The 20,642-nt window shown below is 60.9% G+C and carries 14 protein-coding genes; 7 read left to right on the forward strand and 7 right to left on the reverse strand.

Translation table 11 applies throughout. The features are described from left to right. Positions 1-243: 243 nt before the first annotated feature. On the reverse strand, positions 244-2,148 hold the full coding sequence (locus AB8A23_RS15420) for a sigma 54-interacting transcriptional regulator (protein WP_439059130.1): 1,905 nt from the start codon (positions 2,146-2,148) through the stop codon (positions 244-246). A 165-nt stretch (positions 2,149-2,313) separates the two neighbouring features. On the opposite strand from AB8A23_RS15420, the gene AB8A23_RS15425 reads away from it, so the two are divergent. The 4 genes from AB8A23_RS15425 (at position 2,314) to cynS (ending at position 6,165) form a co-directional block, all read left to right on the forward strand. Next, a complete protein-coding gene (locus AB8A23_RS15425) occupies positions 2,314-3,699 on the forward strand; it encodes a CmpA/NrtA family ABC transporter substrate-binding protein (protein ID WP_089265048.1) in 1,386 nt (461 codons plus the stop codon). Positions 3,700-3,904: 205 nt separating this feature from the next. After that, complete coding sequence (gene ntrB, locus AB8A23_RS15430) at positions 3,905-4,744, forward strand: nitrate ABC transporter permease (RefSeq protein WP_439059128.1); 840 nt, start codon at positions 3,905-3,907, stop codon at positions 4,742-4,744. A gap of 5 nt (positions 4,745-4,749) precedes the next feature. After that, entirely contained in the window at positions 4,750-5,637 is an 888-nt protein-coding gene (locus tag AB8A23_RS15435; protein WP_092147189.1) for an ABC transporter ATP-binding protein, read from the forward strand. Positions 5,638-5,676: 39 nt separating this feature from the next. Continuing rightward, positions 5,677-6,165, forward strand: coding sequence for a cyanase (cynS, locus tag AB8A23_RS15440; RefSeq protein WP_092146678.1), 489 nt, complete (start codon positions 5,677-5,679; stop codon positions 6,163-6,165). Positions 6,166-6,277: 112 nt separating this feature from the next. Here the strand turns inward: cynS and AB8A23_RS15445 are convergent, their stop codons facing one another. After that, the gene (locus AB8A23_RS15445; RefSeq protein ID WP_439059125.1) at positions 6,278-6,541 is read right to left on the reverse strand and encodes a hypothetical protein; all 264 of its coding nucleotides are present in this window, start codon (positions 6,539-6,541) and stop codon (positions 6,278-6,280) included. A gap of 31 nt (positions 6,542-6,572) precedes the next feature. Then, complete coding sequence (locus AB8A23_RS15450; RefSeq protein WP_439059123.1) at positions 6,573-10,391, reverse strand: SIR2 family protein; 3,819 nt, start codon at positions 10,389-10,391, stop codon at positions 6,573-6,575. A 228-nt stretch (positions 10,392-10,619) separates the two neighbouring features. On the opposite strand from AB8A23_RS15450, the gene AB8A23_RS15455 reads away from it, so the two are divergent. Further along, positions 10,620-11,498: an effector binding domain-containing protein gene (locus AB8A23_RS15455; protein WP_439059121.1), complete on the forward strand. Its 879-nt coding sequence runs from the start codon at positions 10,620-10,622 to the stop codon at positions 11,496-11,498. Between the two features lie 191 nt (positions 11,499-11,689). Here AB8A23_RS15455 and AB8A23_RS15460 read toward each other — a convergent pair whose 3' ends face one another. Next, positions 11,690-12,355, reverse strand: a complete 666-nt coding sequence (locus AB8A23_RS15460; protein WP_439059120.1) for a hypothetical protein — start codon at positions 12,353-12,355, stop codon at positions 11,690-11,692. Positions 12,356-12,574: 219 nt separating this feature from the next. On the opposite strand from AB8A23_RS15460, the gene AB8A23_RS15465 reads away from it, so the two are divergent. Continuing rightward, the gene (locus AB8A23_RS15465) at positions 12,575-13,621 is read left to right on the forward strand and encodes an alpha/beta fold hydrolase (RefSeq protein ID WP_439059118.1); all 1,047 of its coding nucleotides are present in this window, start codon (positions 12,575-12,577) and stop codon (positions 13,619-13,621) included. A 33-nt stretch (positions 13,622-13,654) separates the two neighbouring features. On the opposite strand, the gene AB8A23_RS15470 is transcribed toward AB8A23_RS15465, so the two are convergent. Next, positions 13,655-15,670: a phospholipase D-like domain-containing protein gene (locus AB8A23_RS15470; RefSeq protein ID WP_439059116.1), complete on the reverse strand. Its 2,016-nt coding sequence runs from the start codon at positions 15,668-15,670 to the stop codon at positions 13,655-13,657. A gap of 273 nt (positions 15,671-15,943) precedes the next feature. Here AB8A23_RS15470 and AB8A23_RS15475 point away from each other — a divergent pair, with 273 nt between their 5' ends. After that, positions 15,944-16,966, forward strand: a complete 1,023-nt coding sequence (locus tag AB8A23_RS15475) for an LLM class flavin-dependent oxidoreductase (protein ID WP_439059114.1) — start codon at positions 15,944-15,946, stop codon at positions 16,964-16,966. A gap of 220 nt (positions 16,967-17,186) precedes the next feature. On the opposite strand, the gene AB8A23_RS15480 is transcribed toward AB8A23_RS15475, so the two are convergent. Then, a complete protein-coding gene (locus AB8A23_RS15480; protein ID WP_439059113.1) occupies positions 17,187-18,212 on the reverse strand; it encodes an extracellular solute-binding protein in 1,026 nt (341 codons plus the stop codon). A gap of 2 nt (positions 18,213-18,214) precedes the next feature. After that, the gene (locus AB8A23_RS15485) at positions 18,215-20,551 is read right to left on the reverse strand and encodes a TonB-dependent siderophore receptor (protein ID WP_439059112.1); all 2,337 of its coding nucleotides are present in this window, start codon (positions 20,549-20,551) and stop codon (positions 18,215-18,217) included. Positions 20,552-20,642 lie beyond the last annotated feature (91 nt).

The following is a 20,642-nucleotide window of genomic DNA, read 5'->3' on the forward strand; positions in this document are numbered from 1 at the left end:
CCCTTTTAGACCACGGCCAATCGGGAGTGGAATATATACCTATTGCAGGAGAGCGCAAGCGGGGGTGCGTTGGGTGCAGGATGGAAAAGCTCGTCATTCCGGGGCGTGGGCGCGTCTTCGCGCACACGAACCCGGAATCTCTGAGTGTTTGGCTCTACGGAGACTCCCAAGTCGAGATTCCGGGTTCGCGTCCGGCTGACGCCGGCCTCGCCCCGGAATGACAGTTTGTGGAAACGCAGAGCTCTACGAACCAGCCCGCCCGCGCGCCCCCTCGATCCCCAACACCTTCATCCGTGACGCCAGCGTCGTCGGTTTGATGTCCAGCAGCTCCGCCGCGCCGCCCGGACCGAACACCTTGCCGGATGTCGCGGCAAGCGCTGCGAGGATGTTGCTGCGTTCGTGATCGCGCAGTTCGGCCGAGGTCATCACCGCCGGCCGGGCGTCGGACTTCACGCGATGCGCGCCTGTCGCGTGATGCGGGCCGGGCGCATCGGGCAGGTCGATCCGCAAACGGCCGTTCTGCGCCAGGATCACCGCGCGCTCGATGACGTTCTGCAGCTCGCGCACATTGCCCGGCCAGTCGTAACGCGATAGCCGCCGTGCATCGCCCTCGGACAGGCGCAGATCGGATTTCAGTTTCTCGCTGAGCAGGAAGTGCTGCGCCAGCAGGGGAATGTCCTCGCGCCGGTCGCGCAGCGGCACCGACTCCACGGGAAACACGTTCAGCCGGAAATACAGATCCTCGCGAAACCGGCCGCGCGCCACTTCCTGTTTCAGGTTGCGGTTGGTGGCGGCGATGACGCGGACATCGACGGAGCGGGTGCGCTCCTCGCCGACGCGTTCGAAATTGCCTTCCTGCAACACGCGCAGCAGCTTGCCCTGCAGCTCCAGCGGGATCTCGCCGACCTCGTCCAGAAACAGCGTGCCGCCATCGGCAAGTTCGAAGCGGCCGATGCGGTCGCGCACCGCGCCGGTGAAGGCGCCGCGCACATGGCCGAAGAATTCGCTCTCGAACAATTCGCGCGGGATTGCCGCGCAATTGACGCGGATCAGCGGCCGGTCGCGGCGGCCCGAGGCTTCGTGGATCGCGCGCGCGATCAGTTCCTTGCCGGTGCCGGACTCGCCGGTGATCATCACCGCGGCCGTGGTGGGCGCGACGAGCTTGACCTGCCGCAGCGTTTTCTGGATCGCCTCGCTCTGGCCGATGATGCCGCGCGGATTGGTCTCGATGCGGATTTCCTCCTGCAGATAAGCGTTTTCGAGTTCGAGCCGCTCGCGCAGCCGATCGACTTCGGCCAGCGCGGCATGGAGTTTTTCATCGGCCTCGCGGCGCTGGCTGACATCGCGAAACACGATCACGGCGCCGACCACCATGTGGCGGTCGCGGATCGGCGTTGACGTGTATTCGACCCAGACCGGCGAGCCGTCCTTGCGCCAGAACACCTCGTTGTCGACATTGTGCACGGCGCCGTCGCGAAACGCGGCATAGATCGGGCAATCGTGATCCGGATAGTGGCTGCCGTCGTGATGGCTGTGATGCACGATGGGGTGGATTTCCTTGCCGACCAGTTCATCGGCGGTCCAGCCCAGCATGCGCTCGGCCGCGGGATTGACGAAGGTGGTCTTGCCGTCGGCATTGACGCCGTAAATGCCTTCGCCCGCGGCGCGCAGGATCAGCTGGTTTTCGCGTTCGATATCCTGAAACACCCGCTCGACGCGTTGCCACGCGGCAATGCCGCCGCGCATGTGATCCTCGGCGGCGGCATCGACATGGCGGCGGCGGCGCTGTTCGAGATCGCTCATGGTGAGCAGCAGCAAGGTGCGTTCACCTTGCGGCACCAGCGATCCCGCATATTCGAGCTGCAACGCTTCGCCGGTGGCGTGACGCGGCGTCAGGGTGTTGGTCCAGTAGGAGCCCTTGGCCAGCACCGCCTGGGTGAACACGATCAGCGCCGGCAACTGGCCCGCATGCAGCGCGCTGATCTTGATCTGGCGCAGCAGCGCGCGGTCATAGCCGAGCAGGGTGCAGGCCGCCGGATTGGCGTCGATGATCTGGTCGGCATGAGGATCGAGCAGCAGCGTCGGCTCGACCGAATAATCGAAGGCGATGGTGCGCAAATCGCTCGGCTGGGCGGTTGCAAAATCCATCGACGCACTCCGAAAAATCGTAATTAGGCTACGAGTTTTCGTGTAGCACGAATTCTCGTAATCGCCAATGTTGGGCCGAAATGCCTGCGGCGATTGGACATTCCGGCCAGCACTGCGCTGGCACACTCCTTGCGTAAATGACCTCAGCGTCACCGAGGAGGTCACATGTCCACATTCGACAATCCGTTCGATCCCGCCCGCCGCTTGCGAGCCGGCGCCTGCAGCTGCGGCCAGCACGCCAGCCAGTCCGAGCATGAGGCGACGCTGCAGCTCCGCTGCGACATTCCCGAGACCGAGGACAAGCGCTACGAGGGCGTCGTCGCGTCGGCGGTGATGCGCGCGGTGTTCCCGAAGGAGGTCGCGCGCCGCGCATTCCTGAAGTCGGTCGGTGCGTCCAGCGCGCTGGCGGCGCTGTCGCAGTTCTTCCCGATCAAGACGGCGACCGAGGTGTTCGCGCAGGGCGCGGGCAAACTGGAAAAGACCGACCTCAAGGTCGGCTTCATTCCGATCACCTGCGCGACGCCGATCATCATGGCCGATCCGCTTGGCTTCTATAAGAAGCAGGGGCTCAATGTCGAAGTGGTGAAGACCGCCGGCTGGGCCGTCATTCGCGACAAGACCATCAACAAGGAATATGACGCCGCCCATATGCTGGCGCCGATGCCGATCGCGATCTCGCTGGGCCTCGGCTCGCAGCCGATCCCCTACACCGTGCCCGCGATCGAGAACATCAACGGCCAGGGCATCACGCTGGCCATGAAGCACAAGGACAAGCGCGATCCCCGGGACTGGAAAGGCTTCAAGCTCGCCATTCCGTTCGACTATTCGATGCACAATTATCTCTTGCGCTACTATCTCGCCGAACACGGCATCGATCCGGACACCGATGTGCAGCTGCGCTCGGTGCCGCCGCCGGAAATGGTCGCCAACCTCCGCGCCGACAATATCGACGGCTTCCTCGCGCCGGACAATATCTGCCAGCGCGCGATCTATGACGGCGTCGGCTTCATGCACATCCTGTCCAAGGAGATCTGGGACGGCCATCCGTGCTGTTCGTTCGCGGCGTCCAAGGAGTTCATCACCACGTCGCCGAATTCCTTCGCCGCGCTGACGCGCGCCATCGTCGATGCCACCGCCTATGCGTCGAAGGCGGAGAACCGCAAGTCCATCGCGGAGGCCATCGCGCCCGCGGCCTATCTCAATGCGCCGCCGGTGGTGCTGGAGCAGGTGCTGACCGGCACCTATGCCGACGGGCTCGGCGGCATCAAGACCGATGCGAAGCGCGTCGATTTCGATCCGTTCCCGTGGCAGTCCTTCGCAGTTTGGATGATGACCCAGATGCAGCGCTGGGGCCAGATCAAGGGCGATGTCGACTACAAGGGCGTCGCCGAGCAGATCTATCTCGCCACCGACACCGCCAAGGTGATGAAGGAGATGGGCCTGACCCCGCCGGCGACGAGCTACAAGTCGTTCGCGGTGATGGGCAAGACCTTCGATCCGGAGAAGCCGAAAGAGTATCTGGCGAGCTTCAAGATCAGGAAGGCGACGTGAGGATGAACGCCGCGAGCGCTTCTTCCTTGCCTCGCCCCGCTTGCGGGGAGAGGTCGACTGGAGCGCGCGTAGCGCGTGGAAGTCGGGTGAGGGGGACTCTCCACACGCTCCGCAGTTTGCGGAGAGTCCCCCTCATCCGACGCGACCTTGCTTCGCAAGCTCGCGCCACCTTCTCCCCGCAAGCGGGGAGAAGGAAAGGACGCACATGATCCAATCCCTTCGCTTCCGCGCTGCCGTCGTCTCCATCGCGATCTTTCTCGCCTTCATCGGCGTGTGGCATCTCGCCACGCGGCAGACAGCAACGGTCGGCACCATGTCGCCGGAATACGCAAAACTGATGGGCCTCACGGCCACATCGGGCAAGTCCGCGATGCCCGGGCCGCTCGATGTCGGCGCCAAACTCTGGGAGCACCTGAAGCGGCCGTTCTATGACAACGGGCCGAACGACAAGGGCCTCGGCATCCAGCTCGCCTATTCGATCGGCCGCGTCGGGCTCGGCTATCTCATCGCCGTCATCGTCGCGATCCCGCTCGGCTTCCTGATCGGCATGTCGCCGCTGATGAACAAGGCGCTCGATCCCTTCATCCAGGTGCTGAAGCCGATCTCGCCGCTCGCCTGGATGCCGCTGGCGCTCTACACCATCAAGGATTCCAGCCTGTCGGCGATCTTCGTGATCTTCATCTGCTCGGTATGGCCGATGCTGCTCAACACCGCCTTCGGCGTCGCCGCCGTGCGCAAGGAATGGATCAATGTCGCGCGCACGCTGGAAGTCGGCACCTTCCGCCGCGCCTTCACCGTCATTCTTCCTGCAGCCGCGCCGACGATCCTCACCGGCATGCGCATTTCCATCGGCATCGCATGGCTTGTGATCGTCGCGGCTGAAATGTTGGTCGGCGGGACGGGGATTGGTTACTTCGTCTGGAACGAATGGAATAATTTATCGATCACAAATGTGATTATCGCGATTTTGCTGATCGGCGTGGTCGGCATGTTGCTCGATCAGATATTAGCGCGCTTCACCCGCATGGTCACGTTTCCGGAGTGAATGCGATGACCACCAAATTCATCTCCATCGAAGGCATCGCCAAGCGCTATCCGGCGGCGGCGGGCGGCAGCACCACGATCTTCGAGGATCTGTGGCTGTCGATGCCATCTGGCGAGTTCGGCTGCATCATCGGCCATTCCGGCTGCGGCAAGACCACGGTGCTGAACATCCTTGCCGGGCTCGATGAGCCCTCCGAAGGCACCGTCATCGTCGACGGCCAGGCGATATCAGGCACCAGTCTCGACCGCGCGGTGATCTTCCAGAGCCACGCGCTGCTGCCGTGGCTGACGGTCATGGGTAACATCGCCTATGCCGTGTCGTCGAAATGGCGCAAGTGGGACAAAACAAAAGTCCGCGCCCATGCGCAGACCTATATCGACAAGGTCGGCCTCACGGGCTCCGAGCACAAGCGGCCGTCGGAACTGTCCGGTGGCATGAAGCAGCGCGTCGGCATCGCGCGCGCGCTGTCGATCACGCCGAAGATCATGCTGATGGACGAGCCGTTTTCGGCGCTCGATGCGCTGACACGGGGGACGCTGCAGGACGAGGTGCGCCGCGTGACGCTGGAGACCGGGCAGACCACCTTCATGATCACCCATGACGTCGACGAGGCGATGTATCTCGCCGACAAGATCTTCCTGATGACCAACGGCCCCGGCGCCGTGCTGGCGGAGATCGTCGAGAACCCGCTGCCGCGGGATCGCTCGCGCATCGATCTGCACAAGCACCCGCATTATTACGCGCTGCGCAACCACATCATCGATTTCCTGGTGACGCGCAGCAAGACGTTCACCGCCACCACGCCGCACCACGACCCGCGCCATGTGCCGGTGGTGCGGCCCGCATTCCCCGAGGCGCCAACGATGCCGTCTCTTCACAGCGCGACGCGCTAGCCGCGTCACCCGAAGCCTCAAGACGAAGGAGAAACGACCATGCTGCGATCCGACCTCACCGAAAAGCTGCTCGACATCAAGCGCGAGAAGGAATGGACCTGGAAATATATCTGCGAGCAGATCGGCGGCTACAGCGAAGTGCTGATCGTCGGCGCCATTCTCGGCAACATGAAGCTGACCAAGCCGCAGGCGGCCAATGCCGGCGAGCTGTTCGGCCTCTCGAAGAGCGAGACCGCGATGCTCAACGAGATCCCGATGCGCGCCGAAAACGTGCAGATGCCGCCGCAGGATCCGCTGATCTATCGCTTCTACGAGATGGTGATGGTGAACGGCCCGGCCTGGAAGGCGCTGATCGAGGAGGAATTCGGCGACGGCATCATGTCGGCGATCGATTTCGACATGGTGATGCAGCGCATCGCCAATCCGAAGGGCGACCGCGTCCAGATCACGATGTCCGGCAAGTTCCTGCCGTACAAGTATTACGGCGCGACGGGCAATGTGCCGGAATATGGGTTTAAGGAGGGGTAGGGGGAAGGCTTTGCAAGCTGTGATGAGACGCGTTTCGTTGATCCACCGCAGCTTGCAGCCATTTCCATAGAGTTTGTTACTGAAGGTTCTAAACCGCATTCCTACAGAAATTTTAATCGCGTTCCATTTCGGGCCAGTCGATGGTGAAATCGTCTGAGCCAACATCTGCTTTGAACTCCTTAGCAGTTTGTGTGACTCTTTCGTGGGCGTCGGGGAACGAGCCAAAAAACTTTCCGTTCACGATGCGGTGCCCATCCACGTCTGGCTTGTCATGAAGCCAAATTGTGAGCCAGTACGCTTCGCTCTCACGCTTCTGAATTCGAATTCTTAAGCGCGGGTATGGAATTTCGGGGTCCGAGTAATCCGTCTGAGGCATCCACGAAACTCCTTTTTGACTGACTAGGTGGTTAGCGCGAATTCCATTTTCGGTTCAGTTCGATTAGTCGAGAGTCCAAAAGTAACGCAGGATCTGAGCTTGAGATTCGGCTTAGAATACTGTCTATCCCGTAGGGCCAGCGTCGAACATTGTCCGGCAGCACTTCGCTCAAAATTGCTAAAGCGTTTTCGGGGAATAAATCGACAATATTGTCTTTTGCTCGCCTCAGGATCGGCAAGTTTACATCGTCGCCTACGATGCGCGTAACGAGTGGAAGGATTGCATCCACGTAATCCGGAAACCGTTCTTCTTGGGAAAATGCGAGGTCACATAGACGTGCTGAGACACGTGCTGTCTTTGCGGCGATCTGCCGAGGCCAAACTTGGCGGAGTAAAGTCAAAGCCTCTTCATTCCAGCGAGATTCCGGTTCCTGTGACCATCGTTCCAACTGCCAAACAACGTTCGTTCGAAATTCATCGTCGGATGTGATCAGGGTAGTCCGGAGTTCTTCGTCGGTTATGATGCGATCGCCACTAGCTGTCATTCTACTTCCCCAACCTGCGAGGATAACGCCGGCCAATATCTCGGTGTGTTGCCGTCGATCGATCGTGCGTCCGCTGGCTAGTCGCAAGAACGAGGGCTTCAATAGGAGATAGAGTTCCTGTTGGGGGATCTTTGCTCCCCAAAAGAATCCGGCCCAGAACGCGCTGCTATCTTCGTCGTTTCGCTCAGAGAAACGTAGAAAGTTTTGCTCCGTCCAAGTTGGATCAATTGCGAAAAGCCAACCGAGGTTGTGTGCGAGTAACGGCAGGGCATGGCGGCGTAGTGGACCGGGAAGTAGTAATAGTTCTTCTACGTGGACAGTCCACCAGTCAGGGAATTTTGTAAGCGGCTGTCGCCCTGAAAGAATTGGGTCGTTCATCAGGGCTTGCGCCAAGCTTCCGACAGGCGAATTGAGAGCTTCTGTTGCCCAATCGGGGTCTTCTCTCTGTCGTATAATGGAGGAAGCGCCGGCCTCGACTTGGCTTTTAAGTGCTGTAACGAGTGCAGCCCACAATCGATCGAATACGTCTCGTCTGATCGGGACTAGTGATTTGCTAACGCGTTGGATCCAATCGGACGCTGGCCTAACAAGAGCGACAGACGTGGGCGTGATAATGTTAGAAAGTCTTATTGCAATCGCGATCACGAGTCTCGGTTTGTCGGCCTTTCTTGATTCAGAGTTCAGGAATGTGCGCCAAGCCCAATCGGAAACTATTCCGCGCTTTGTAGCGACGACTAGACTAGCGAAAGCCCGAACTGGCCGCTTTTCGGCGAAACCAGAGAATGGATCTCGCTCAACGAAGAATTCACGCGTTCTTCCGCTTAGTTCTTGGGCCTTAGTCAAGACATTGGCGAGGGGCTCATTTGTTAGTGCGGAGCTGTCCGTGTCCGTTCGGACCCAGCCAGTTCGTGATTCAAGTGAATCTGCTGCATGCTCTGCAAAGCTGCTGTCCCATTGCGGAGCATCGAGCCTCAACCTGGTGGCCTCTTTCTGAAGGTTGAAAGAAAAATTGCAGCCTCTTGAGGACAGCCAAAAAAGGCGATCAAGAATTTGAGATGCCCGTCTGCTACGAAACTCGTCCGTCTTCTCACCTGTCCATTTCCCACGCCCTTGTAATAGGCGCCGTTCAAGACCGCGGCGTGCACTGATAGAAAGACCGCTCCAACGCTTTGCAAGTACAATCAAAAGATCGCGCTGATCTCTGACGTTCCAAAACTCGTCCCGTTTGATTTTACGGATAATTCGGGCTGCTTCACTTGCCGTAAATAGGCGCTCGTCGGCGGTAGCCCATATTGCAAGCCTGGCGAATATAGGATCTTGATTGCTTTGCCACGCTATTGCTTCTGCTTTCGCGAGTTTTGGATCAACATCGGTTAGCTGTCGAAAGAGTTTTGCAAATGAGGCGATTGGTTTGGAGATGCCATGAAGATAGGCAGGCTCCTCTGCGGGCTCCGCTTCTATTGGATTGAACGTTTGGAGGCCGTAACCACCGATTTCGTTCTCTAACGCTACTGCGAGTTCCAAATTCTTTCGAAATTCTTTGAGAAAGTGTGAAAGATGCTCGGGCGGAATTGATAACTCGTCGTTGTGCGATGAATACTCAACGTCGAGGTAGACGAGTTCGTTTAGCCGTATGTCCGTGTGGTCATCTGGCGCGCGCGGCGCGCCGCCAAGAGGTCTTTGAACTTTCAAATACGGTCGTTGAATCGCAAAGAATTCACGAGTTATGGCGTGAGACCATCCATCCAGTTTTATTTGCGCGACAAGATCAAACCAGTCCCGATAGAAGTCAGTTCGCGTATTTTCCCAAGCGTAAAGTATATAATGCCATGCTTGCCTAACAACGTTGGGGAATTTTCCGTGGTCGTGCTCTAGCGCATAGCGGATTTGTTGTTGAATGTCTGGATGGATCCCAGCTTGGTGGGCGGCCCACCATGCCGCTGCAGGTTGACACGCAATCTTGGACAGCCAATTCCCAATTAGACCTAATCGACTCGGCAGCCTTGGCGAATGTACTGACCAATGGCCACGAAGACTGGGGTATTGATCGTCCTGCAAATTCTCCCGATCTTGCCGTGTAACGGAGAAGCAATTCCATACATCGGAAGGCTGCTCTCTCTTAGCGAAGCTATCGTCCGGGTTCAGCTTGGGTGGAACCGGATCGTTGTCGATTCCATAGGCGTCAAATGGATCGAAATAGTCCCCTCGTTCCATGAGGGAGCCTAGTCTGCCAGGCATGGAGAATCGAACAAGCGGATCAAATGTGCAAAGCCAACTCGCAGGAGGAGGGGGGTCTGCTTGTGAGAATCGGCGAGCGCCTTCCAGTGTTGAAGCAATGTGAGTGATTTGACCGCGCTCGTGAGGTGCCAATGCTTCTGGGCCCGATTGTGCGGCGACGATGGTCTGGCTGTACCATAGATCGTGGTTTCTCGCTCGCGCGGCCCATGCGGATAACGTGTTCCAAAGCTCCGCGTGATCTGTCGATTCATTGTAGGCAATTGAACGCACGCCCTTTTGTAACCATCGAGCCTCTGCATCTTGGGCTGAACCGGATTGAAAGGCGTAAACGCCGCTCAGAGAGCCGACGCTGCGGTTCAATGCCTCTAATAGATATTGCATTGGCGGATCGTCAGCAGTGTATCCGATGAAGACCACCAGAAATTTCTGCAAGACAGTTCGAATGAAATCGGCTGCCCAACGTTCCGAGAGATATGCTTGACCGAACTCGGCGCTGGATATGACGAATCCATCACCTGCCGCATCGGTGTAATCATCCGTGACATGTCCATGTAGATGGATGATGCCACGAAATTCATCGTTTCTGAGTGGATCTGGAAGTCTTGGCGGCCGCCAGCGCTGTACAGTGTTGTCGCACGCTTCAAACAAGAGGTCGAAATTTGTTGTTATGAGTCGCACCGTTCTGTCGGGCGATCGCGCTAAATCGAGAATATCCCGATGTGCAGATAGGTCTGCGGAAGCGGGAGGTTTGAGTGCATCTGCTATCGCTCTGTATATGTCGCGGGATTCAAATTCTCTTTCAATTAGCGAGAATACGCGATCCGCAGCTATCAGACTTCCAACTCCCTCAATCGGCGGAAAGCTTTCGATAGCGCTAATCAGTCTCCGCGTTGCGTTGTCGGGTCCGATCGCGAGCTTGTCTGCAACAGTTCGGGCTAGTCCGAGAAAGTCGACAAGTCGAGCGCGTGCTCGTGAGACGCCTGCGCCACAGAAAAAGACAACGCGTCCTTCGTCTCGAGCAACAAGGAGCTCGTCTGGTATGGACGGCCCATCCGCGATGAATCTCACAGCACTTTCCCCCAACCAGCGGCTGCTATGAGAATGCAAAAGCTTGCATTCGGCAACTACTGGTTTTGTTTGCGCCGCCGCAGATATTGCCTGAAAGCTGGTGGCGCCGTCTGAGATGAAAGTGAGCGTGCATTATGCGATCGGTGAGATGCTGGCCCTTTCGAAATCCCAGCTCCGTACAGCAAGACCGATCAAGACACCCCCGGCCGCCCATGCGATACCCGCCGCATGAACCAGCCCATCCCGCACCGCACGCCTGACCTTGTCGCCGTTCTCGCCTGGATCGAGCAGCATCTCGACGATCCCCTGAGCGTCGAGACGATCGCCGCCTGCGCCAGTCTCTCGCCCTATCATTTCTCGCGGCTGTTCTCGGCCGCGATGGGCCGGGGCGTGATGGCGCATGTGCGCGGGCGCAGGCTGGTTCGTGCGGCGCGGCGGCTGACCGCTGATCCCGATCTGCGCCTTGTCGATCTCGCACTCGATTGCGGCTTCGACTCGCAGGAGGCGTTCACGCGCGCCTTCGCCCGCCTGTTCGGCGTCGCGCCCGGGCGGTTTCGGCGCGGCTTCAGTGTTACTCCCATCGAAGGACAATATCCGATGACCATGCCCGATGACGTCGCCGTTGCTGTCACCCGTTTGCCGGACCTGGTGGCACTGGACGCCTTCACCGTCGCAGGTCCTTCGGCGCGGTTCGATGAAGAGACCAAGGCCCAGATCCCCCAACTGTGGTCGAAGCTGATGGGCGCATTGCCGTTCAAAGGGCAGGCGCCGAGCTGGACCACCTATGGCGTGGTCTGGAATGTCGACCGCGCCGAAGGCAGTTTCGATTACATGGCCGGCGTCGGCGCGGATGAAGGCGCGGCGCTGCCTTTGGGCTTTGCGGCGAAGCGTATCGAAGCGTCGACCTATGCGGTGTTTCGCATCGTGCTGAATGGCGGGGCGGTGCATCCGCAGATCAAGCGCGCGATGGCGACCATCTGGGGCGAGCTGGTGCCGGCATCCGGTCTGACGGTCGCCGACCGGCCGGATTTCGAGCGCTATGACAGCGAGTTCGCGCCGACCAAGAAGGGCGCGGTGATCGATTTCTATCTGCCAGTGGAGGTGTGAGGCTTCGTCTTCTCCACGTCGTGGCCGGGCGGCACCGCGTGTTGCACGCTGTTCTCTCCTCACGTCATGGCCGGGCTTGACCCGGCCATCCACGTTGCATTCTGCGCTCGGCGCAAAGATGGATCCCCGGGTCAAGCCCGGGGATGACGTGGAGTGTGGAGGCATGACGGCGTCATACGGATGGCGGCGCGCTAATATCGCCTGCTCCCCCTTGGCCGCAGCGCTGGATGATCCCATTCCGGCGGCGTATGCGCGGCTTCCAGCAGCGCCATCGCGTCGTCCGGAATCTGTGCCACATCGACGCCGCCGCGGCGCATCTCCTTCAGCGCGGTGCGGATCGCAGCGTCGCGCTCCATCATCTCGCGGCCGGTGCGCGCGGGCATGTCGATGTGGCGACGCGGGCGCCGGCGGCCCATCGCTTCCAGCCGCGCCATCTTCAGCACCTGCAGCGCCTGCATCAGGCGATCGAGATTGACATCAGGCTGCGCTTCCAGCTCGCGCACGGCGCGCTCCGCCAGCGCGTGAAGCCGCTCGGCGAGTTTGCGCAGCTTGAGTTTCTGCGAGGCGCGGGCGGACGGCACCGTGTCGGTGGCGCGCGGCGCAAACAGCGGGCGCTGCCAGCCGCCGTCGCGCGTCCAGCGGCAGATCGAGGCGCGGCCGACGCCGGTTTGCTTCGCGATCTCGCCATAGGTCAGCACCGTCGTCTCGATCAGGCGGCGCACCTGCGCGCATTTGGCATCCCCATGCGGCCGCTTCGAGCCGCGCACCCGTGGGCCGCCCACAAAGGCATCCGGCGGCTCGGGCTCATCGGGCGTGACGCGCAGGCGGATGATGGGGCCGAAGAAAGGATGTGTCATGTCGAAGAATATATACCTAAAGGCGAGATTGCGCAAGCCGGGCGTGCGGCGTCCGATGCATCGCCGTCCGTCGTCGCCGATGGCGTGGCGGGCGCGCATCCGGTCACTTGGCTGCACCTGTGATTGCGCGATAGGCTGGCACACGTCGATCGTGCCTGGCTCACAAAGAGGGGGTGGCGCGATGCGGAGGAAACCCGGCGGGAACGGCAGGGGAATTTCATGGCAGGTGCGCGCGGCATCTCGGGCGCGGCCTTCAACGAGAATGTCGGCACCATCCGCTATCTGCGGGTGCCGACCAATGTGGCGATCCCGACGCCGGCGATGGCGACATCGAGCAAGACCGATCTCGCCAAATGGGTGAAGGAGGTGCGCGATATCGCTGACGGCGATCCGAACCAGAATTCGATCAGCGTAGCCGGCGACATCCTCGTCTTCATCCACGGCTATAACAACGATCTCGACATCATCATGAAGCGCCAGCGGCAGCTCGCGAAGGATCTCAAGGCCGAGGGCTGGAAGGGCCTCGTCATCGGCTTCGACTGGCCGAGCGACAACGAGACGCTGGCCTATTGGCAGGATCGCTCCAAGGGCGCCGAAGTGGCGGTGAAGCTGGTGAGCGATTGCATTACCGTGCTGGCGCAGGGGCAGGAGAAGGACTGCGTCACCAATGTCCATCTGCTCGGCCATTCCACCGGCGCCTATGTGGCCATGGAAGCCTTCGTGCAGGCGGAGAAGGACGGCGCGCTGTTCAAGAGCAACTGGCGCGTCAGCCAGGTCGCCTTCATCGCGGGCGACGTGGCGTCGTCGAGCCTGTCGGTGAATGATTCCTGGTCGGGGCCGATGTTCAAGCGCATCCTGCGGCTGACCAACTATTCAAACCCCTATGACAGCGTGCTGGCGGCCTCCAATGCCAAGCGGCTCGGCGTGGCGCCGCGCGCGGGCCGCGTCGGCCTGCCGGCGGATGCGCATGCGAAAGCGACCAACGTCAATTGCGGGGACTATTTCGCCACGCTCGATCCGAAGAAGAGCACGTTCTTCGGCGACTTCACCCATTCCTGGCACATCGGCAACCGCGTCTTCGCGCGCGACCTCGCCATGACCCTCGAAGGCGCCATCGACCGCGATGCGATCCCGACACGCGCGCTGGTCGCCGGCGCGCTGGTGCTGCAGGACAGACCGCGGCCGAAATTCATGGCCGACTGGGGCATCAAGGCCGCCGCCACCCGCGGCGGCGCGCCGCGCGACGGGACGGGGGTGCTGAGCTAGCGCCGGGCGCGGGGCTCCGGCGTGGTGTCGTGCTCAACGTTTCGACTTGGCCTTTGATTTCTTGGCCTTTGACTTCTTGGTCTTGGCTTTCTTCGTCTTGGTCGTCTTGGTCTTCGCTTTTTTGACCTTCGCCTTCGCGACCTTCTTGGTTTTGGTTGTCTTGGCCTTTTTGGCTGACGCGGCCTTTGCCGTCTTTTTCGTTGTTTTCTTCTTGGCTGTCTTTGCCTTGGCCTTCTTCGCTACAGCCTTCGCTGCTTTCTTCTTTGGCGGACGAACCGGTTCGTCATCGCTGTGGGTTGCGGCATTGACGGTCCAGTTGGAGGCCGGGATGGTGAAGAACATCTCGCGGCGCCGCGACTTGAATCCGCCGGGCTTGAAATAGCTCTCCGTCCATCGGTCGTCCGGATCGAGGAACACCTTTTCCGGCTTCTCGCCTTTCTTGCGCTTGCTGGCCACGTCATTGGCGACATCGCGGAAATAGAAATGGCGGAACAGCCGGTCGAACTCGGTCATGTAGATGTCGGCCACGCGGGTGGAGCCGCGGATCAGGATCATGTTCTCGTCATTGGTGGTCAGCGATCCCTCCGAGAAATTCGCCGAGCCGGTGCAGATCAGGGGATCGTCGCTCAGGGGATCGATCAGCAGATATTTCGTGTGAACGAAGAAGATATTGCCTTCGTCGCGGGTGAGCTCCTCCTTGAGAAACCAGCGGTCCAGCGGAAACTCCTTCACCTTGCGCTTGGCGACCAGCTTGCCGTCGACCACCTTGAACTCGGCGCCCAGCACGGCGCCAAAGGAAATCTGCAGGTCGCGGTCGCCCTTGAGCGCCTTGCGCTCGTCGGCGGTGGGCGGCTTCTCCTTGAGCACGAAGCGCAGGAAGTCACGGTCGCGCGCCAGCGGCTCGATGAAATCGGCGGCGACGTTGAAGGCCGCGGTGAACATGATCGACGAGGTGGCGTCGCTCATCCGGTCGGCATACCAGTTCAGCATCGACGCCGTCTGGCGCGGCGAGAAGATGCAGGTCTGTGATCCCTCGTTCACGAGGGCGGGCGGGTAGGGCGAAATCTCCGCGACGCCTTCCTTCGCCGGCTTGCCGGTTGGGTTGTCGCTCAGGATCGTCCAGTATTTCAGGTATTGTTCGGCGACGTCGCTGTCATGGACGAGGTGGCCGACATTCGACTGGCCGAGGAAACCGGACGGCGTGATGTTGGTCGAGCCGGTCCACACTTCTTGCGGCGCGTCGCCGTCGAGCTTGATGATGAACTTGTTGTGCGGGATCGGCGGCCGCGTGCGCCAGATCACCACCGGCTCGCCATTGTGCTTCGCCTTGACGTCGAGACCGGCGGCCTTCATCGCCTTGCGGTTCTTGCCCTTCTTGTCGTCATGCACGATCAGCCGGACGTCGAAGCCGTCATCGATCTTCGCCTTGAACGCCTCGATGATGGGCGCATAGGTGAATTCGTAGATGCAGGCGCGCAGCGCCTCGCTCTTCTTCGTCGTGTCGATATAGTCCAGGCAGGCCTCGAGCAGGCCGCGCGAGAGCCAGACCGTGTGCTTGTCCTTCGGATTGTCCATCTCCGCTTCGGTCGGCTTGTGGTTCTTGAACTTGCGCGCATAGGCCTGGCTGGCGATGGCGCCGCGGTTGAACCAGATGCCGTGTTGACCATCGTCCTCCTTCTCCGTCGTGACGGTGAAGGCGAGCTTTTCGGCGTCGCGCAGTTCGGGCGCGGTCGGATCGCCAAATACGGGGATGACCTCGAAGTGATAGGTCGTGCCAGGCTCCGCGGTGTAGTCGCTCCAGAGGAAACTCTGGATCGGAAATTTGTCGGTGAAATACTCTCCGTGCTCGGTGTCGGGCTCTGGCTCGACCTCTTCGAACACTTTCAGCGAGCGCAGGAATTCCGGCTTGCCGGCGCCCCTGGCGCGGCGGAACGCAAATCCCAGCAGCCCCTTGCACGCGGCCTCGTCGCAATTGAGCGCGATCATAATGGCGCGCGTGCCCGCGATCGCGCTCGCTTCGAAAGCTCCGGCAGACGTCGTGACGCGCATGGCCCTGTCCCCCCGTTTTTCGATGTGACGTTGATGCTCGCCCAGCGCCGTATTTTGGTCAACCTATAGAAGATTTGTGACAGGATGCACGCTTAAGGAGTGAGGGCGAGGGGCTGTGCGACGTCGTGCCCGGGTGCGCGCAAGTGGACACGGATCTGCAGTCTGCGAACATGATCGCCTCATCGGAAACGATGCGTTTCCATCGTTTCCCTTTTCTTGCTCCCATTCACGCCTAAATAGGGGTTCAGCAAACCCACCCTGAGTACCCGTCCCATGAAGAACATCGGCTTTCTTTCCTTCGGCCACTGGACCCCGTCCGCATCGTCGCAGACGCGCTCGGCGGGCGACGCGCTGCTGCAATCCATCGATCTCGCCGTTGCTGCCGAGGAACTCGGCGCCGATGGCGCCTATTTCCGGGTGCATCATTTCGCCCGCCAGCTCGCCGCACCGTTTCCGCTGCTTGCCGCGGTCGGCGCGCGCACCAAGAAGATTGAGATCGGCACCGCCGTGATCGACATGCGCTACGAGAACCCGCTCTATATGGCGGAGGATGCCGGCAGCGCGGATCTCATCGCGGGCGGGCGGCTGCAGCTGGGCATCTCCAGAGGCTCGCCGGAGCAGGTGATCGACGGCTATCGCTATTTCGGTTACGGGCCCCCTGAGGGCCAGACCGACGCCGACATGGCGCGGCGGCATACCGAGGTGTTTCTCGACGTGTTGCAAGGCAAGGGCTTTGCGCAGCCCAATCCCAATCCGATGTTTCCGAATCCGCCCGGCCTGCTGCGGCTCGAGCCGCATAGCGAAGGCCTGCGCGAGCGCATCTGGTGGGGCGCCTCCACCAACGCGACGGCGGAATGGGCGGCCAAGCAGGGCATGAACCTGCAGTCGTCGACGCTGAAGATCGATGAGAGTGGCAAGCCGTTTCATGTGCAGCAGGCCGAGCAGATCCGGCTCTATCGCGACGCCTGGAAGGCGGCAGGGCACACGCGTGACCCGCGCGTCTCGGTCAGCCGCAGCATTTTCGCGCTGGTGGACGACCGCGACCGCGCTTATTTCGGCCGGGGCAACGAGGGCGAGGACAAGGTCGGCTACCTGCACGGCACCGAGCGCGCCATCTTCGGCCGCAGCTTCGCAGCAGAGCCGGACGCACTGATTAAGCAGTTGAAGGGCGACGAGGCGATTGCGGAGGCCGATACGCTGTTGCTGACGGTGCCGAACCAGTTGGGCGTCGACTACAATGCGCATGTGATCGAGGCGATCTTGAAGCACGTCGCGCCGGGCATGGGCTGGCGGTAGCTAACCACACGTCGTCATTCCGGGGCGTGCGTTGCCGGCGAAGCCGGCCAAGCACGAACCCGGAATCCCCGCGTGTTCATCATCTCGACATTCCGGGCGGCGGAGAGGTGACCGCCATGCCGGGATTCCCCGCTACTCCAAGTGGAGTGGCTGAGGTTCGCGTGCGAAGACGCACGCGCCCCGGAATGACGCGTGGGCGGAGGTGGCGCATCATGCGCGCCTACTTCTCAAACCCAACCTTCTTGATCAGTGCAATCGCCGCCTTCTGGCTGGCAGCGATCGCATCGATATCAAGCGTATCGCTCGGAAACGCCCCCATCGCCGCCACCAGCGGTGCGCTCTCGGCACCTGCCGTCACCGGATATTCCAGCTCAGCCGCGGCATAGAGTTTCTGCGCGGCCGGTGTCACCAGAAATTCCAGGAACTTCACCGCGGCCGCGCGATGCGGCGCGTGTTTCGCCAGCGCTGCGCCGGTGAGGTTCACATGCGTGCCGCCGCGCTCGAATGTCGTCGGCACCGTCTTCACCTTGTTGGCCCAGGCCGTCCATTCCGCGCCTTCGCGGCCGTCGCGCAATTGCGCCAGCGCCACGGTATTGGCGATGCCGATACTGCAGCGGCCTTCGGCAAGCTGACGGATGACGTCGTTGTCCTTGCCTTCCGGCGCATGCGCCAGATTGGCCTTGATACCCTTGAGCCACGTCTCCGTGGCATCGGCACCGTGATGCACGAGATAGGCCGATATCAGCGCGACATTGTTCTGGTGCAGTGGCGAGCGGATGCAGAGCTGGCCGCGAAAGCGGGGATCGGCGAGATCCTCGTAGCGGATCGCGCCTTGCGGTGAGTCATTCCGTACCATCACCACGCGCGGACGCACCGACAGGCTGATCCATTCCCTGCCGCGCAGCTGCGGCGGGATTGCCTTGTGGAGCAGGGCAGAGGTGGTCGGTTGCGACAGATCATTCGCGGCGAATTGCGAGGTCTTGTCGAGGCCGATGGTCATCAGCACGTCGGCGGGGGAGGCGTCGCCCTCGGCCTTCATGCGCGTGACGAGATTGTCCTCGATATAAGTGAGCTTGACCGTGATCCCGGTTGCCGCCGTGAAGGATGCGATGACCGGCTCCGCGAGTTGCGGCTCGCGCGTCGAATAGAGGTTGATCTCTTCGGCGCGGCTTGTGGCCAAGCCGAAGCTCAGCCACGTCGCTGCCAGCGCAATCAGTCCTGCACTGGCGCGACGTGGCATTGACATGGTCAGAACTTCACCGTCGCTGCCAGCGAGAAGCGACGGGCGTCGCCGACCGCAATGTTGGGAGCGCTTACTGCCGAGGGATAGTAGACCTGGTTGAACAGGTTCTTGACGTTGAACTGATAGATCACCGGCAGATTCTGATACTTTGTTTCGTAGGTCGCGAACGTATCGGCGACGGTGTAGGACGGCAGCACGAAGGTGTTGAGCGCATCGCCCGGGCGGTCGCCGGCATAATGCGCGCCGGCGCCGACCCGCAGGCGGCCGGGCAGCAGCGTTCCGAAGTCGTAGACCAAGTACAGCGACGCGGTGTTCATCGCGACATTCTGCAACTGCTTACCGAAATAGACCGGGTCTTCGGTAACGCGTGCATCGGTGTAGCCATAGCTGCCGATCATGCTCCAGTTGTCGGACAGCCGACCGGTGACATCGAGCTCGATACCGCGCGAGCGGACCTTGCCCGCCGCCGTTGCTTCGGTGACATTGGTGGTGCTGTTGAGCTGCGCGACGAGGACGTTCTTCTTTTCGATATCGTAGAAAGCGAGCGTGCCGGAGATGCGCTTATTATCATATTTCAGGCCAGTTTCCCACTGCGTGCCTTCTTCGGGCTGCACGCCCCCCGTAATGACGTAGTCCGGATTCGTGGAAGAGAAGTTGGCGATGGTCGAGGTCGGCTTCAGCGACTGGGTATAGCTGACATAGGTCGAGAGTTCGTCGGTGATCTTGTAGATCACGCCGCCGAGCGGCAGCACCTTGTTGCCGCTGAGGTTGGTGTTGGTATCGAACGGCCGGCCTTTGCCAGCGATCTGCGCGTAGTCGATGTAGCGCACGCCGCCGACAATCGAGAACTGGTTGGTCAGGTGCAGCGTATCCTGGAAGAATAGGCCCTGGGTATCGAGCTTGTCAGTCTGATCGCTATCCGCGGCCACGATGGTCGTACCGGGCAGCATCGTGCCATAAACTGGATTGTAGACGTTGAACGTCCCGACTGCTTGCCTCTCCAGATCCTTACGGTAGATCACGCGATGCTGCGCATCGCCGCCGAACAGTACATCGTTCTTCAGGCCGCCGAGCCAGAAGCTACCGGAGACGTAGGCTGTTCCATAGCTGGCGTTCGTCAGTGCGCCGTAGGTGCCATCATTGCTGCGCGTCGCGACGCCGGTGACCGGATTGACGGCCGTGTTGCGGAGCTGCGCGGCGTTGTAGGTCTCGACGTTGTAGCTGTAGCCCGCATAGATCTTCCAGTTTTCGTTGATCTTGTGATCGACCGAAATCTGGGTGAGGTCGGAGGTTCCCCACATGCTATTGAGGGGCTCATCGATGCGGCGAGTCGCCGGGATCGCCAGCGGCTTCATTGTGCGGGTATCGAGCGCCGTGCCGCGGTCGAATGGCGAGTAAAAATCGCGGTGCTCGTAATTGAACTGCACCGTGGTGTTCTCACCATACCAGGCAAGCGACGGTGCGTAGAGCGTCTCCTTGCGGGTGCCAAAATTGCGCCAGTAATCCTCGTTGATGCCATAGCTGATGAAGCGATAGGCGAGGCCGTCCTTGCCAATCGGGCCGGTGATATCGATCGTTGCATTGCCGCCGCTGCGCGAGCCGTAGGTCGCGCCTTCCAGCGTCACTTCGCCGTGCTGGTAGAGTTCAGGCCGCTTGCTGATGGTGTTGACGATGCCGCCTGGATCGATGATGCCGTAGAGCAGCGAGGCCGGTCCCTTCAGGACCTCGACGCTTTCGACGGCGGCGGTGAGTGCGCGGCCCTGCACCAGCGGCATGCCGTTGCGCATGATCGAGCCGTCGCGGTTGTCGCCGAAGCCGCGGCGCATCACGGCATCCTGGGTGCCGGCGAGCGTATTGGTCTGGGTAATGCCTGATATATTGACCAGCGCGTCGTCCAGATTGCGCGGCCTCTGATCCTTGATCACCTGCTCCGGCACGACGTTGACAGTCTGCGATGTATTGAGTGCCGACGTGGCACCGCGCAGCGTCGTCGCATTCGGCATCGCGCGATAGCCGAGGATCTGTTCGTATTTTGCGGCGGCTGCGGCGATCGCGCGCTCGGTCGGTGTCGGCGGGGCGGGCGGGGGCGTGGCATTGCGGCGTGCGGCGACAGTTCGCGCCCGGCTCGGCGTGGCGCTCGCAGCACGTGCGGGCCGGCGCGCCTGTGTTGGCGATTCGACGGTGACCGGCGGCAGCGTCGTATTCGTCTGTGCATTGGCGATCGAGGCCCCGGTGACATAATCGCCGAGCAGGAACGTCGCGCCGATCAACCAATACGCGCGGCGCAACTTGAAGATGCTGCGTGCGTTGCTGTTGAGATTGCAATGGTTGTCCGTCGTCACGTTGTGTCGCCTTCGCGTTTGAGAAACATGCGCAGGCGATCTAGCAGTAGCTTTGAATGAAAACTTCGAATGGGAGGTTGAATCGCTCTAA

The sequence above is a fragment of the Tardiphaga sp. 619_E2_N8_4 genome, from assembly GCF_051810905.1.
Classification (GTDB): Bacteria; Pseudomonadota; Alphaproteobacteria; order Rhizobiales; family Xanthobacteraceae; genus Tardiphaga; species Tardiphaga robiniae.

Coding starts and splice junctions, on each gene's coding strand:
- AB8A23_RS15420 (WP_439059130.1), bottom strand. CDS start 2,148: ATGGATTTTGCAACCGCCCAGCCGAGCGATTTGCGCACCATCGCCTTC.
- AB8A23_RS15425 (WP_089265048.1), top strand. CDS start 2,314: ATGTCCACATTCGACAATCCGTTCGATCCCGCCCGCCGCTTGCGAGCC.
- ntrB (WP_439059128.1), top strand. CDS start 3,905: ATGATCCAATCCCTTCGCTTCCGCGCTGCCGTCGTCTCCATCGCGATC.
- AB8A23_RS15435 (WP_092147189.1), top strand. CDS start 4,750: ATGACCACCAAATTCATCTCCATCGAAGGCATCGCCAAGCGCTATCCG.
- cynS (WP_092146678.1), top strand. CDS start 5,677: ATGCTGCGATCCGACCTCACCGAAAAGCTGCTCGACATCAAGCGCGAG.
- AB8A23_RS15445 (WP_439059125.1), bottom strand. CDS start 6,541: ATGCCTCAGACGGATTACTCGGACCCCGAAATTCCATACCCGCGCTTA.
- AB8A23_RS15455 (WP_439059121.1), top strand. CDS start 10,620: ATGAACCAGCCCATCCCGCACCGCACGCCTGACCTTGTCGCCGTTCTC.
- AB8A23_RS15460 (WP_439059120.1), bottom strand. CDS start 12,355: ATGACACATCCTTTCTTCGGCCCCATCATCCGCCTGCGCGTCACGCCC.
- AB8A23_RS15465 (WP_439059118.1), top strand. CDS start 12,575: ATGGCAGGTGCGCGCGGCATCTCGGGCGCGGCCTTCAACGAGAATGTC.
- AB8A23_RS15470 (WP_439059116.1), bottom strand. CDS start 15,670: ATGCGCGTCACGACGTCTGCCGGAGCTTTCGAAGCGAGCGCGATCGCG.
- AB8A23_RS15475 (WP_439059114.1), top strand. CDS start 15,944: ATGAAGAACATCGGCTTTCTTTCCTTCGGCCACTGGACCCCGTCCGCA.
- AB8A23_RS15480 (WP_439059113.1), bottom strand. CDS start 18,212: ATGTCAATGCCACGTCGCGCCAGTGCAGGACTGATTGCGCTGGCAGCG.